The 14,429-nt window shown below is 40.1% G+C and carries 12 protein-coding genes; 2 read left to right on the top strand and 10 right to left on the bottom strand.

Features of this window, described 5'->3' with window-relative positions:
• Window positions 1-58 precede the first annotated feature (58 nt).
• The 6 genes from acrB to pssA form a co-directional block, all read right to left on the bottom strand.
• On the bottom strand, window positions 59-3,163 hold the full coding sequence (acrB, locus tag ACXVWP_RS02235) for a multidrug efflux RND transporter permease subunit AcrB (protein ID WP_369866685.1): 3,105 nt from the start codon (window positions 3,161-3,163) through the stop codon (window positions 59-61).
• 13 nt (window positions 3,164-3,176) lie between these two features.
• The gene (gene acrA / locus ACXVWP_RS02230) at window positions 3,177-4,373 is read right to left on the bottom strand and encodes a multidrug efflux RND transporter periplasmic adaptor subunit AcrA (RefSeq protein WP_297568832.1); all 1,197 of its coding nucleotides are present in this window, start codon (window positions 4,371-4,373) and stop codon (window positions 3,177-3,179) included.
• Between the two features lie 27 nt (window positions 4,374-4,400).
• A complete protein-coding gene (locus ACXVWP_RS02225) occupies window positions 4,401-4,982 on the bottom strand; it encodes a TetR/AcrR family transcriptional regulator (protein WP_289901546.1) in 582 nt (193 codons plus the stop codon).
• Between the two features lie 155 nt (window positions 4,983-5,137).
• The gene (locus tag ACXVWP_RS02220) at window positions 5,138-5,770 is read right to left on the bottom strand and encodes an FKBP-type peptidyl-prolyl cis-trans isomerase (RefSeq protein WP_005696813.1); all 633 of its coding nucleotides are present in this window, start codon (window positions 5,768-5,770) and stop codon (window positions 5,138-5,140) included.
• Between the two features lie 22 nt (window positions 5,771-5,792).
• Window positions 5,793-6,662: an archaetidylserine decarboxylase gene (gene asd, locus ACXVWP_RS02215; RefSeq protein WP_289901547.1), complete on the bottom strand. Its 870-nt coding sequence runs from the start codon at window positions 6,660-6,662 to the stop codon at window positions 5,793-5,795.
• 125 nt (window positions 6,663-6,787) lie between these two features.
• A complete protein-coding gene (gene pssA, locus ACXVWP_RS02210; RefSeq protein ID WP_289901548.1) occupies window positions 6,788-8,155 on the bottom strand; it encodes a CDP-diacylglycerol--serine O-phosphatidyltransferase in 1,368 nt (455 codons plus the stop codon).
• 149 nt (window positions 8,156-8,304) lie between these two features.
• Between pssA and ACXVWP_RS02205 the strand changes: the two genes are divergently transcribed.
• The gene (locus tag ACXVWP_RS02205) at window positions 8,305-9,378 is read left to right on the top strand and encodes a tRNA/rRNA methyltransferase (RefSeq protein ID WP_297568840.1); all 1,074 of its coding nucleotides are present in this window, start codon (window positions 8,305-8,307) and stop codon (window positions 9,376-9,378) included.
• A 170-nt stretch (window positions 9,379-9,548) separates the two neighbouring features.
• Window positions 9,549-11,438 carry a bifunctional glutathionylspermidine amidase/synthase gene (gene gss, locus ACXVWP_RS02200; protein WP_297568843.1) on the top strand — a complete coding sequence of 630 codons (1,890 nt, stop codon included), beginning with the start codon at window positions 9,549-9,551 and terminating at the stop codon, window positions 11,436-11,438.
• Window positions 11,439-11,489: 51 nt separating this feature from the next.
• Here gss and ACXVWP_RS02195 read toward each other — a convergent pair whose 3' ends face one another.
• The 4 genes from ACXVWP_RS02195 to napG are packed head-to-tail and all read right to left on the bottom strand — an operon-like array spanning window position 11,490 to window position 14,385.
• Window positions 11,490-12,128 carry a NapC/NirT family cytochrome c gene (locus ACXVWP_RS02195; protein WP_289901551.1) on the bottom strand — a complete coding sequence of 213 codons (639 nt, stop codon included), beginning with the start codon at window positions 12,126-12,128 and terminating at the stop codon, window positions 11,490-11,492.
• An 11-nt stretch (window positions 12,129-12,139) separates the two neighbouring features.
• Window positions 12,140-12,568 (bottom strand): nitrate reductase cytochrome c-type subunit, encoded by a 429-nt coding sequence (locus ACXVWP_RS02190; protein ID WP_049356295.1) that lies wholly within the window; start codon window positions 12,566-12,568, stop codon window positions 12,140-12,142.
• Between the two features lie 21 nt (window positions 12,569-12,589).
• Window positions 12,590-13,480, bottom strand: a complete 891-nt coding sequence (gene napH, locus ACXVWP_RS02185; protein ID WP_126470602.1) for a quinol dehydrogenase ferredoxin subunit NapH — start codon at window positions 13,478-13,480, stop codon at window positions 12,590-12,592.
• Complete coding sequence (napG, locus tag ACXVWP_RS02180) at window positions 13,480-14,385, bottom strand: ferredoxin-type protein NapG (protein WP_049356291.1); 906 nt, start codon at window positions 14,383-14,385, stop codon at window positions 13,480-13,482. Before napG ends, napH begins: the two co-directional genes overlap by 1 nt.
• Window positions 14,386-14,429: the final 44 nt, after the last annotated feature.

Raw genomic sequence — 14,429 nt, 5'->3', positions numbered from 1 at the left:
CTAAAAGAAAACCGCACTTGAAAAATCAACGTGCGGTTTGTTTTTATCATATTTTCAATTAATGTTGTTCGTTAATGTGACCTTCGATTGGTTTTACATTTTCATCAAACACTGGTAATGGTTTGTGTTCGCTTGCAATGTAAGAATAAATCACTGGCAACACGAACAAGGTAAACAATGTACCGATTGCCAAACCCGCCACGATAACAATACCAATACTGAAACGAGATACCGCCCCCGCACCTGTTGCATAAAGCAACGGTACAAGACCTGCAATCATCGCAGCGGTTGTCATCAGAATTGGACGTAAACGTACTTTAGCCGCTTCGGTGATCGCTTCAATACGGGTTTTACCATGGTTTAACTGCTCTTCTTTCGCTACTTCACACATCAAAATACCGTGTTTTGTGATAAGTCCGACTAAGGTAATCAAACCAACCTGTGAGTAGATATTTAGCGTTGAGCCTGCAATACCCAAAAATCCGAAGGCATTTAAGGCTAACAATGCACCACTCACGGCTAAAGGAACAGAAATCATAATCACGATTGGATCGCGAATTGATTCAAATTGAATCGCCAAGACTAAGAAAATAATTACCACCGCGAGTAAGAAAGTCACGGCAAGTGCATTACCTTCTTGTACTAACTGACGCGCTTCACTTTTAAAGTCATAGTTATAACCCTGTGGTAACGTATTTTTCGCATTGTCCTGTAACCATTGGATCGCATCACCAATTGAAGTACCCGGCATTGGTACTGCACTAATTACCGCTGAGTTTAATTGGCTGAAACGTGGTAATGAACTTGGTTGTGGTTCTAGTGTTGCTGTCACCAAGCTGCTTAATGGAACAGAGGTACCATTTGCCGCAGTGACGTAATACTTATTAAAACTTTCCGGTGATAAACGATTGTCACGTTTTACTTGGGAAATAATTTTATAAGCACGGCCATCAATATCTACACGCTCAATGGTTGCGGCAGATAAGAAGCTCCCTAACGTACGGCTGATTTGTTGCATTGTAATACCGTAAGTCCCCGCTTTTTCACGATCAATCTTAATACGCATTTGAGCGGTATCAAATTTAAGATCAAGATCGGTATAAACGAACTTACTGGATTTCTGCATATCCTCTAAGAATTTACCTGCCACATTCGCTAAATCGCCATAGTCTTGAGATGTGCTAATTACGAAGCCAATTGGCGGTCCCATCTCTCCTGTATCAATTTCAGGGAACGCAAAGCCTTGTACAGATACTTCAGGAATGGATTTCGCTTTTTCATTCAACTCTTTCATGATTGCTGTTTGGCTTTTAGAGCGTTCTTTCCAATCTTTTAAAGTCACAACGTTTAAAGATTGGTTAGAGCTTGGTGCCCCTGCTATCGTCATTGCAAACTGCACTTCTGGCGTATTGGTTAAAATCTCTTGATAAGGTGCCATCGCATTTTGCACATAATCCACGTTCACGTTCGAAGGTGCAGAACCGATTGCCAAAAATGCCCCCTTGTCTTCCGTTGGTGTTAATTCACTTGAAAGTGATTTAAACAATACTGGCAAGGTTGCAAAGATAATTGCCGCAAACATCAACATACATTTACGGTTTACCATCACCAAATCAAGTACATACGCATAAGCTGCATTTACTTTACTAAGGGTATGCTCTACTCTTTGTTCCAATTTATTTGGAGCCTCGTTGGATTTCAGCAATTTACTGGTCATCATTGGTGAAAGCGTTAATGCTACGATACCCGAAATAAATACTGCTCCTGCAAGGGTTAAGGCGAACTCTTTAAACAAAGAACCCGTAATACCGCCCATTAACGCCATTGGAGAATATACCGCAATCAAGGCAATAGTCATGGAAATAACTGGGACAGCAATTTCACGCGTACCGATAATCGCCGCACGGAATGGCGTTTCCCCTAACTTAATGTGACGATCCACGTTTTCCAAAACAACAATCGCATCATCTACCACTAAACCGATAGCCAGAATCAATGCTAGCAACGTCATCAAGTTAATGGAGAAATCCAAGGTTTGAAGCAACATAATTACCCCGATTAATGAAATCGGAATGGTGATAACCGGGATTAAAATCGCACGGAATGAACCAATAAACATGGTAATCACCACCAATACGATCAGCGTTGCCTCAACAATCGTTTTGATTACTTCATTAATTGAGTTATTAATCGCAATTGTACTGTCATATAAGATGTCAGATTCAATAGCATCCGGCAGATTATTTTTAATACTGTCATACAGTGGGCGTACTTTCGCAGCTACAGTTAATGGGTTTGCTGACGAGGTTGGGTTAATCGCTAACACAACAGAATCCGCGCCATTCGCTACTGCACGTGAGCTATCGCTTGATTTATTTAATTCAACATCGGCGATATCACGTAAACGTACTAACTTATCACCGCTAGACTCAACAATTAAATTACCTAATTCTTCAACCGATTTTGTCGTGGTTTCTACTTTGTTTTTATAGGTGACAAAATAGCCATTATCATTACCCGCCGCTGTTTGAACGTTATTCGCGGATAATGCGGACATCACTTGTGTGGCTGAAAGGTTTTGAGCCGCCATTTTTTCTGGATCTAACCAAACACGAAGTGCGTACTCAGATGCACCAAAGATCTGCACACTCGCCACCCCTTCTACGGTAAAGAACTGCGGTTTGACTACGCGTTGAATATAGTCAGTCACTTGGCTTGCATCAAGTTTGTTAGAACGGAAACTAATATACATAATCCCCGAACCACCGGTTGATGAAGAAACCGTTGGATCTTCAATACCACTTGGCAATTCAGAACGAACTGAGTTAACTTTAGCTAAAACATCTGCCAAGGCTGCATTCGGATCCGTATTTAATTTCATTTTTACGGTGACTGTTGACGTACTTGGGCTAGAGCTTGAAGACATATAGTCCACATTATCCGCTTGCGCTACCGCCTCTTCAATTTTGGAAGTAACAAACGCTTGAATTAAGTTCGCATCCGCCCCTGGATATACTGTGGTCACCGTAATTACCGTTGTGGTCATTTTCGGATATTCGCGCACAGACAATTTCGAAATTGCTTGTAAACCTAAAATAATGATTAACAAGCTAATCGAAACCGCCAAAACAGGACGACGAATAAATATATCGGTAAATTTCATTCGCTTTTCCTAATTAAAGATTCGTTTTATTCGCAGGTTGTTCAGTACCTACGCCCGCTTTATCTGCAACAGACACTAATGCCCCGTTACTTAAGTTTTGCTGACCACCTGTCACAATTTTATCGCCAACTTTGACTTCATCACCTTTTAATTGTGCATAAATGCCTTGACGATCTTTCGTAAATACAGTGATTGATTTTGCACGGTACATATTTGCTGCTTTTTCTGCGCCGCCTAATTTCTCAATATCTTCATCGGAAAGTGCGGTCAAAATATAAAGCGATTCGCCATACATGTTGTAGCTCACTGCCACTTGTGGTACAACGATTTGATTATGCTCAGTTGGTAAAGCGACATTTAAGCGAGTAAACATACCGGATAATAATTTTGCACCATCTTCTGGTTCAAACGTTGCTTGAACATCGACTAAACCTGTTGAAGAATTAATTGCAGGCTCAATTGCAGTAACCTTCGCGGCAAAAGTTTCACCTTTACGCGCATCTGCCGTAGCCGTTACTTTTTGACCAATATGCAATTTATCTAATTGGTTTTGAGCAATCGCAAAATCCACTTTCATAGAAGAACGATCTTCCACACGCACAATTTCAGTACCGTTTGAAACGTACTGACCAACATTCACTTTCACGATACCGGCTTTACCATCAAATGGTGCCACGATTTGGCGACGTTCAATCGCCGCTTTTAATGACTCAATATTTGCCGCTTGTGCTTCATAAGCTGCTTTTGCATTATCTAATTCTTGACGAGAAACAGCTCCGCTGCCCGCAAGGTTTGCATAACGTTGATAAGTTTGACGTAATGACACCACCTGAGCTTGCGCAGCTTGCAAACTGGCACGCTCAACTGAGCTATCTAACTCAACTAACAAATCACCTTTTTTCACACTTTGGCCATTTTGTACGAGTACTTTAGAGACGGTTCCAGCGCTTTGTGCACTTAACATTGCCCCTTGATTCGGACGAACAAGACCTGTTGTTTCAATGATCGGCGTCCATTCTGAAGGCTTGACTGTCATTGCTGTAACAGGAGAAGCTGTTTCAGGTTTATTTGCTAAGAAATCAGCTATGCCTTTTGCTTTCATATGATTAAGAAAAATCATTGCAGCAAAAATTAACACAAATACGCCTAACGCTAATTTCAAAAAGAAAATGTGTGAGCGCTTTGGTCTATTAGTTTGAGTTACACTCATTTGGAAAACTCCATTAAGACAATAAAATTACGACTTCTGAATTGCACGCCAAGAGCGTTCAATGACAGATTCTAACATCTCATCGGTCACTGCCGTACCGAGGAATTTGATATCTGAGGCTAAAACTATTGCAGTTTTAAGGCTCAACAAAAATAACATATGAGGATCTAAATCAGCCAACACATTTGCTGCTTGTCCCTTGAGACAAAACTGATCCCAACACGAATACTCCATTTCTTTGCAGGTTTCAATAAACTCCAGCAAAGATCGGTATTGGTTCATGTTTAACAGAATCGTTGGATTTTCTTGAAGAAAATGCCAAATATTCCACCACATTTTTCTATATTGCTCGAAAAAAGATTGGTTTTCATCAAAGCCTTCTTCAATCGCCACTACAAACTTATTGAACACTCGACGAGCAAATCGAGCTAATAACTCATCTTTACTCTTAAAATAAAGGTAAATTGTACCAGCGGCAATACCAGCCTCCTTGGCTAACTTATGCATAGAAAGATGATGCAATCCTTCTTTTGCCATTAGACGATCTGTTGCATCAAAGATCTGCTCACTGACATCTATCTTTGGCTTAAATTCTTCTGCTTGTCGCATAATAAAAAATAAAATTCTTAGGGTTATATATGAGAAAGGTCATTTAAGACAAACATTCAAAAATGAATGAACGTTCATTTTATGAGTTTTTACTTTTTTAGCAAGCTAAAAATAAAAAAAGTGCGGTTAAATCATTTCAACCGCACTTTTTCTTTTTAGAGGATATCGAGTAATTCGACTTCAAACACTAAGGTTGAGAATGGTGGGATAGATGCGCCCGCACCACGTTCACCGTAAGCCAGTTCGTGTGGAATAGTGAGTTTCCATTTAGAACCAACAGGCATCATTTGTAATGCTTCAACCCAACCACGAATTACGCCATTTACTGGGAATTCAGCCGGTGTTCCACGAGCAACCGAACTGTCGAATACGGTACCATCTGGTAATGTACCTGTGTAGTGAACACGTACTTTATCAGTTGCAGATGGTTTGTTACCGTTACCTTCGGTTAAAATTTCGTATTGTAAACCGCTGTCAGTGACGTTTACGCCTGCTTTTTTCGCGTTTTCTTCTAAGAATTTTTTACCTTCTTCTTCAATCGCTTTAAATTGCGCTTGTTGTGCTTCAGCAGCTTGTTGTTGAAGTGCTTGAACAGAATGCATTAAATCATTAATTTCTAATGCAGGTTGATTACGGTTCAACGCATCGAAAATGCCTTTTGCTACCGCTTCAACAGAAATATCCATTTGGCTATCAGCTAATTGCTGACCGATTTGTAAACCGATACCGTAGCTGCCTTTTTCAGAAATACTTTCTAATTTTACTTGTTCAAAAATTTGAGCTGTCATTGTTTTTCCCTTTGTTATAAAACTATTTTTTCAATGCCAAGATTTCACCCATGCGCACAGGTTCATCAACACTTAAATGATCGGCAATTTTCACTTGGCTGGCTTGGAATAAATTAATTACGGTAGAACCAAGTTGGAACCAACCCATTTCTTGACCCTTGCTTAATTTAACCGCACTTTCACCTTCATAAGTCCATACTTTCACTTCGTTATGACGTGGCGGATTAATAACGCCAGCCCAAACCGTGCCGATACTCGCAGTGATTGTTGCTCCCACTAAGATTTGTACCATGGTGCCGAATTCAGTATCAAAGACACAAATTACACGCTCATTACGAGCAAAGAGGTTCGGCACATGTTTCGCTAAAAATGGATTGACGGAGAATAAATCACCCGGCACGTAAATCATTTTGCGAAGCGTACCATCACATGGCATATGCACACGGTGATAATCACGTGGTGATAAATAAGTGGTGATGAATTCCCCATTTTTAAAGGTCTCGGTTAAATCTTGATCTTCCGCTAATAAATCATTTAAGCTGAAAAAGTGACCTTTCGCTTGTAATAGGCGGTCATCTTCAATATGTCCACATTCACTTACACGGCCATCCGCAGGGCAACAAAGTGCGGCTGGATTTTGGTTAATTGGTCGTGCATTTTCTTTTAATGGACGGATAAAGAATTCATTAAAACTGGCGTAATCACTGAATTTTTCTTTTTCAGAAATGCTCATATCAATGTTGTATTTTTTTGCAAACGCTTTAATCACAAAATGTGTCACTGCGCCCCATTTTTGTTTAGCTAACCAACCTGCTGCTTGTGTCATATAGATTTGTGGCATCACATATTGAAATGCAACTTTTAGGCGTTGCCAATAAGAAATTGGGTTCATTGATTTCTCCGATAAGATTAAAAAGTTGGGCGATTATAACAACTTATTTCACTTGTGCAATGTTAGTTGATATTTTTGCGCAAGATACAAGCAAGAAGCCAACATTTGTCGGCTTCTTTTTGTATTTATAAAATCATTTTGACCAATTTGTCTGCCTGAATCCGAGCAAACTTCTTCAATAGTTTTTGCACTGGTTCAGGATATTGCGTCAATTCTTCTAATTCAGAATAATCTTGCAATACTTTGGTATGTTGGCGGATGTGCGATAATTCTTTTTCCGCTTGTGACTGAAGTTCTTGTTTTGGATCGTGGATTAATAATCCATTTTCCGCATCTAAACGCCATGCACGAGGGTTCAGGTTGTTCCCTGTTAAAAGAATATACTGATTGTCCACCCAAACACCTTTGAGGTGATAAGTGTTATCGCCGTCTTTCCATAAACGTACCGTTAAGTGGCCATTTTTAATGTAAGCATCAAATTTCTCGCAGAAACGACGAAGATTGCTTTCATATAAATAGGGTAATGCACCTGCCATTTTAAATGGTTGCTCTGGTGGAATATAGAAATCGTTCGCGACTTTATCACCCACGATAATTTCGACACGTTTTCCTTGCTCTAATAAGCGGGCAAGTTTACTTCTTAGCGTGCGAGGAAAGTTGAAATAAGGGGTGCAAATTACCAATTTTTCCTGCACTTGTAAGAATAAATCTTCGATAACTTGGTTTAATTCATTGCCTGATGCGCCTAAACCAAAAAGTGGTGAAATGGTTAAAACATCGGAAAAACCAACCGCACTTTCCAACTGATATTCAGCATGGATTGATAGGTTTTTGCGATAAGCTTTTATTGCACTACGAATTTCTTTGGTGCGAGGGCGATTAGCCACATCTAATGGGTGTACCGCACTGAAATCCAATAAATAATCATTGATGAAATTCACCATAGAATCCGCAAGTGCAGCATTGTGAATTTTTTGATAGCGGTCGTAGCGGTATTTATCTTGTTGTTGTAAATACACATTATTGATACTTGCACCGCTATAAAGGACGGTATCATCAAAGACAAATCCTTTAACATGTAATACGCCGAAGACTTCGCGGGTATTAATAGGCACACCAAAGAACATATTCGGTTCATCGGGAAGTTGATAGGTTTGGCGTTGTTCACAATACCAATCAGCGTTAGTGGCAGATTTTTCTGCACCGAGTAAATTGCGTTGTCCGCGATGCCAATCCACTAAAATTTTCACATCCAATTCTGGATGATCTTGTTTTACGCGATAAATTTCATTGAGAATTTCTTGTCCCGCTTCATCTTTTTGCCAATAAAGTGCGGTCACGTAAATGCGTTTTTTAGCTTGGCGAATTAATTCTATAATTTGTGCTTTGAATTCAAGCGGACTAAACAGAAACTCAACCTGATCTGCCTGTAAAGGAAGAAAAGGCAAATTTTTTAAATTTTGTTCTGCTCGTTTAGCTTTGTTGATTAACATAATCTATCTCTACACTAAAAATTAGTCTTCTAGTTTACAATATTTCCTTTATAGATTGATAGAAAAAAGGTTTTTTTTCGTTATAATGCTCACAAATTTTCGCATTTTTTGGCGAATTATTATCCAATTTTTCCTTCGAGAAGCAAATTATGAGCAATTCACGTAAACCATCATTCCAAACCAATTCCAGCAAATCTTTTCAAGAGCGTAGCCCAAAACGCACATTTAATGATAAAGAACGTCGCTTTGATGATCGTCGTAATAATGAAAAACATGAGGGAAATCGACCGCACTTTGATAAAAAACGGGATGATCGTAAACCTTCTCGAGGTTTCCAACAGCAAGAAGTCAGAGAGCCGAAAATTGCGGAACTTTCATTAAATAAAGCCAATGGTGAAAGTGGCTCGGTAAAAGTAACAGTAAAAAGCACTGGCGTGAGTTATAAACCGAAAGAAAAGAAAACAGGCGCATTATCACCACGCGCACCGGAGAAAATTAAAAAGAACCGCTCTGAAGAAATGAAAGTGTATGGTGAAAATGCGTGCTTGGAATTGTTTGCAGAACGTCCGGAGAGCATCGTTCGCGTATGGGCAACGGTGCAAATGGCGCATCGAATTGGCGAGATTTTCAGTTATTTAGCCGCAAATAAAAAAGTGTATCACGTGGTGGATAGTGATGAGCTAAGCTTAGTAAGCGGCACGGAGCATCACGGCGGCATTTGTATGTTAGTAAAAAAACAACGTACTTTTTCTTTACAAGGTTATTTAGATGTACCGCGTCAAGAAGACTGTTTAGTCGTGCTTGATCAAGTCAATAATGCGCAAAACCTAGGTGGCGTTGTGCGTACTTGTGCCTTCTATGGCATTAAAAATGTGGTAACAAATCAAGTTGAACAGCTTTATGCGCCCGCTGCGATGCGTGTAGCTGAAGGCGGGATGGAGCATATTCGTATTTTAGAAACAGAAAGTACTGAAATCGCTTTAGAGGCTTTACGTAAGGCTGGCTATCAGATTATTCATGTATCAACCAATAAGCAAGGCGTTGCGTTGGAACACCTCAAATTTGCAGAGAAAGTCGCGTTGGTATTGAGTGAAGGTAGTACGGATGATATTTGTGATAAACAAGATGTAAATGTGCGCCTTTCTTTAAGTAATCCATTAAAAACCGGATTAAATATTGCAGTAAATACAGGGATTTTATTAGCACATTGGTATGTGAAATAACCTTAAGTGCGGTTATTTTTAGGTTTGTTTTGGGGGCTGACATCTGTCAGCCCTTTTTCTTTTTCAAAATTGTATGGGATTCAAATTTTGATATTTCTTTTAAAAGCCTTTGGGGGGAATCAGAAAAAAGATCTATACTACTTCCATTTGTTATTTAACAGGGAGTTTTTATGCCTGAACGTTCAGCAAACATCAGTACACACGATCCTTTCGGGAGCTTATTAGGCTACGCGCCGGGTGGCATTGCGATTTATTCATCCGATTATCATACAGCAGATGAGAAAGAGTATCCCGATGATGCCGCCTTTCGCAGTTATTTGGGAAGAGAGTACATGGGCTACAAATGGCAGTGCGTGGAATTTGCGCGTCGTTATTTATATCTCAATCATGGCATGGTGTTTACAGATGTAGGAATGGCTTACGAGATCTTTTCTTTACGATTTTTACGTCAAGTGGTGAATGATGCCTTATTACCTTTACAAGCCTTTGCAAATGGTTGTAAACGTAAGCCTGAAGCAGGTGCATTGTTAATTTGGCAGGAGGGCGGTGAATTTCAACATACGGGGCATGTGGCGATCATTACCGAGGTATTAGAAGATAAAATTCGCATTGCCGAGCAAAACGTGATTCACTCTCGCTTACCAAGTGGGCAGCAATGGACTCGTGAATTACCGATGACGGTTTCCGAAAGTGGTTATTTTCTGCATGATACCTTTGATGATACAGAAATTTTAGGTTGGATGATCCAAACAGAAGATACCGAATACAGTCTGCCGCGGCCAACACCAGAAAAAGAGAAACTTGAGATTCATGCTGAACATATAGAAAACAATGGTCAGTTTGAGCATAAATGGCTGAATGAGCAAAATGAATTTGAAGCGGCATATGTGAAAGCAATGGGCGGGCATAAAGTCAGCCATTCGGATCAATATCGCTATTTTACGATATCTGAAACAGCGCAGCATGAGTTGATTCGTGCAACCAATGAATTGCATTTAATGTATTTGCATGCCACAGATAAAGTCTTAAAAGACGATAAGTTATTACAATATTTTAATATTCCTAAATTGCTTTGGCCTCGCTTACGGTTATCTTGGCAAAATCGCCGTTATCAAACCATTACGGGGCGTTTAGATTTCTGCATGGATAGTCGTGGATTGAAAGTGTATGAATACAATGCAGATTCAGCTTCTTGTCACGCTGAAGCGGGTGAATTTATGAATCGATGGGCAATTCAGGGTGGATTGAATATAGGCGATAATCCTGCCGATGGCTTACGTAATGCATTAGCGGATTGTTGGAAACATAGTGAAGCCACGCCACTTGTTCATATTATGCAAGATCACGATGATGAGGAAGATTATCACGCATTATTTATGCGCAATGCACTGGTTCAAGCAGGATTTCAAGCCAAAATTATTCATGGGACCGAGGGATTACATTGGGATAATCGTGGTCGTTTGATTGATGATGAAGATAACCAGGTAAAAACAGTATGGAAAACGTGGGCCTGGGAAACTATGTTAGAGCAACTTCGTGAAGATGCAACAGGCATAGAAGTGGCACCACCAATTCGTACAGGCTATCCGGAAGATAAAGTGCGGTTGATCGATGTGTTACTTCGTCCAGAAGTTCTAGTTTATGAACCACTTTGGACAGCGATTCCAAGTAATAAAGCGATTTTACCAGTGTTGTGGTCATTATTCCCAAATCATCGTTATCTACTCGAAGCGGGATTTGAATTGACGCCTGAGCTGATTAAAAATGGTTATGCACAAAAACCCATTGCCGGTCGTCGAGGTGATAATGTGAAATTGATTGGTGAGCGTAAATCAGTGCTTGATAGTAAAGATGGTCGTTTTGGTAAGCAGGAGAGTATTTATCAACAGCTTTGGTGTTTACCAAAAGTGGAAGACCAATATGTTCAGGTCTGTACTTTTACTGTCGGCGGGCATTATGGTGGTAGCTGTTTACGCTCAGACCCGAGTTTGGTTATTATGGGGAATAGCGATATGCAACCATTAAGGGTATTATCTGATAAAGATTTCCTTAAAAAATAAAAACAAAATCGGCACTCAAAATGAGTGCCGATTTATTATTTTACTATAAGATTATTTTGCCTCTTTGTTATCAGCAGGTTTTTCATTTGCTTTTAACATATCCGCTGGAATAAAGCTTTGTTGTACTTTTTCCATGTGTGGAAGGTTATGTGCAATACCTTTGTGACAATCGATACAGGTTTTGTTTTGTTCCTGGGCAAGTGCATGCATTTGTTGTGCCACAGTTTTTTGTTGAGTAAAGTCCATGTCATTGAAGTTATGGCAGTTACGGCACTCTTGTGAGTTATTCGCTTTCATACGCGCCCATTCGCGTTCAGCCATTTCTAAACGATGTTTTTCGAATTTTTCTTTAGTATCGACTTTACCTGTAAAGTGAGCATAAACTTCAGTCGATGCCTGCATTTTACGAACCATTTTTGGAATAAATTCATGTGGAACGTGACAGTCTGAACAAATTGCTTTCACACCTGAACGGTTACTAAAGTGGATTGACGCTTGGTACTCAGGTACAACGTCATTAGTATGACAGTCTGAACAGAATTGCTCTGTATTAGTTGTCGCCATTCCAGCATTAAACAGGTTAGTTCCAACGATAGTACCAATGATAGTTAATAAAATAACCCCACTAATTGCCATTTTGCTCGGAGAGCGTAACCAACGGCAAACTTTCTGAATGCTTGATTTAATCATGGTTTAGCTCCTTATTTACCTTGCATTTGACGAATAGTTTCAAATTTATTTTGGATAATTGGGTTCACGTTAGTTTGTTGAACGTGGCATTGTAAACAGAAATAACGACGTGGCGAAGTGCCTTCTGTTTTTTGTCCATCACGTGTTAAAAAGTGGCTTTCAGGTACGCGAGGTGCACCCGTTGTTGGAGCAACATCCGGAGAGTGACAGCCTAAACATTGGTTAGCATTCTTAGTCACTTGTAAACCACGAATGCTGTGTGGAACAAGTGGTGGTTGGTGAGGGAAGGTTACAGGAATATTACCAACATCTTTATAAGGATTCGTAAATGCTGGTGCAATACTTTCTGCTGTTTTATCAATGCTGTTTGCAACTTGCGGCGCATCGGCAAATGCCAATCCACTACATAAAGCCAGCATGAAAATAAATGATTTTTTCATGAAATCCACTCCATTCAATAATTAAATATTTTTAATTTTTATTTGTTTCTCAAAGCGAGAACCAAATGTAAATACATTTTCTGCACAAACGTCAATGCAACGTCCACAAGTAATACAATCTTTTGCCAATATGATTTGACTGTCTTCTGATCCACCGTGCAAAGGAAGTCTTAATACTTGCGGTTCTGGGCAAACATTATAACAGTCCATACAACGGTCACAGCGATCGCGATCGACTACATTAATTTTAATTAGGCTTTTAGCACCAATCACACCATACATCGCGCCAATTGGGCAAAGGTGACCACACCAACCATGTTCAGCAACAAGTAAGTCAAATAGGAAGATAACTGCTACCAACCAAAGCGTTGCACCTGTTCCAAAGACGAATATGCGTCCAAGTGCTGCAACAGGGTTTATCCATTCCCATAAGAGTGTACCCGTTATTGCACTACCAACTAATATCACGGCTAAAATCACATAGCGAAGTTGACGTGAAATTTTTAATGATTGTCGAATACCTAATTTTCTGCGTAACCAAGCTGCTGCATCAGTCACAATATTCATTGGACAAACCCAACTACAAAAGGCTTTGCTCGCAATGATGGCGTAGAATATGACAATAACCAAGGCACCAATAATCGTTGTGACTTCTGGTAGGTAACCTGTCACTAAACTTTCAGCGGTAATCAATGGATCTGTCAATGGCACAGTATCCAAAAGCATGCTTGAGCTGTAATTGCCTTTTAGAATCCAAACTTGCCAAATCGGGCCGCTTAAGAACATTAAAATAATACTTAATTGACTAATTCGACGTAGAATTAAAAAGCGATAAGCATGCCACCAACCAAGTTTTTGACGTGCTTCTAAGCCAGCATCTTTTGGCTTATTCGGGGTATATTTTTCAGCCATTATTTAACCCCCTTAATGTTTAAATCCAAATTCGGGAACTGTTCAGCTTCCGGCACTGTGGTTGGATTTGGAACATAATCCATTGTTGCACGATTCGGTGTTGCCACTTTTTGGTTTGGCTGAACCTGCATTGGTTGATAAACCGGCTCATGTAAGTCTTCTGGCGTACGAGCATCCATTGCTGGACGTAAGCCATCCGGATGTTGTTCCTCAATTAAGGATTTTCCCGCATTTTGTTTTTCTTTCCAACCTAAGCGATAGTGGCGACCGAGCAGTCCTTTGGCGATATCCATCGGTAAGACTTTGATTGCCGCTTCTTCTAACACACAAGCTTGTTCACATTTACCACATCCAGTGCAAGCATCAGAGTGAACGGTTGGAATAAGCTTTGCATGAATCCCCGTACGATCATTGTGGATGCGTTCAAGCGTAATCGCTTTATCCACTAATGGGCAAACTCGATAACAAACATCACAACGTAAACCTTGCCAGTTTAAGCAGGTTTCATGATCCAGCAAGACGGCTAAGCCCATTCTAGCATCATTGATATCTTTAAGCTCTTCACTTAATGCACCACTTGGACAAGCATTCATACATGGAATATCCGGACACATTTCGCAAGGTTTATCCCGAGCGATAAAATACGGTGTGCCCGCTTCCATTGGTGAAATTAGCGAAGCTAAATGCAACATATCATATGGACACGCTTGGACACATTGTCCGCAACGGGTACAAGCTGCCAAGAAATCCTTTTCCGGTAAAGCACCAGGTGGACGTAAGGCGATTCCTTCTTTAGCTTTAGCTTGTTGTTGCTGTAAGCCAAGAATAATACCAACCCCACACACTCCGGCAGCCGTTCTTGTCACATTTTTTAAAAACTGACGACGGTTAGGATCAAGTCTCATCTGCGTTTCCTTTTATAAGCGGCCCGATTTTGTGAAAATGTTGC

The sequence above is a fragment of the Haemophilus sp. SZY H56 genome, assembly GCF_054332415.1.
The sequence above is the reverse complement of the archived record's forward strand: the minus strand, read 5'-3'. Positions and strand labels throughout refer to the sequence as shown.

Bases quoted from the DNA above. Each gene is read 5' to 3' on its own strand.
- napG (WP_049356291.1), bottom strand. From the start codon at position 14,385: ATGAGACTTGATCCTAACCGTCGTCAGTTTTTAAAAAATGTGACAAGA.
- pssA (WP_289901548.1), bottom strand. From the start codon at position 8,155: ATGTTAATCAACAAAGCTAAACGAGCAGAACAAAATTTAAAAAATTTG.
- ACXVWP_RS02225 (WP_289901546.1), bottom strand. From the start codon at position 4,982: ATGCGACAAGCAGAAGAATTTAAGCCAAAGATAGATGTCAGTGAGCAG.
- napH (WP_126470602.1), bottom strand. From the start codon at position 13,480: ATGGCTGAAAAATATACCCCGAATAAGCCAAAAGATGCTGGCTTAGAA.
- ACXVWP_RS02190 (WP_049356295.1), bottom strand. From the start codon at position 12,568: ATGAAAAAATCATTTATTTTCATGCTGGCTTTATGTAGTGGATTGGCA.
- acrB (WP_369866685.1), bottom strand. From the start codon at position 3,163: ATGAAATTTACCGATATATTTATTCGTCGTCCTGTTTTGGCGGTTTCG.
- ACXVWP_RS02195 (WP_289901551.1), bottom strand. From the start codon at position 12,128: ATGATTAAATCAAGCATTCAGAAAGTTTGCCGTTGGTTACGCTCTCCG.
- asd (WP_289901547.1), bottom strand. From the start codon at position 6,662: ATGAACCCAATTTCTTATTGGCAACGCCTAAAAGTTGCATTTCAATAT.
- acrA (WP_297568832.1), bottom strand. From the start codon at position 4,373: ATGAGTGTAACTCAAACTAATAGACCAAAGCGCTCACACATTTTCTTT.
- gss (WP_297568843.1), top strand. From the start codon at position 9,549: ATGCCTGAACGTTCAGCAAACATCAGTACACACGATCCTTTCGGGAGC.
- ACXVWP_RS02205 (WP_297568840.1), top strand. From the start codon at position 8,305: ATGAGCAATTCACGTAAACCATCATTCCAAACCAATTCCAGCAAATCT.
- ACXVWP_RS02220 (WP_005696813.1), bottom strand. From the start codon at position 5,770: ATGACAGCTCAAATTTTTGAACAAGTAAAATTAGAAAGTATTTCTGAA.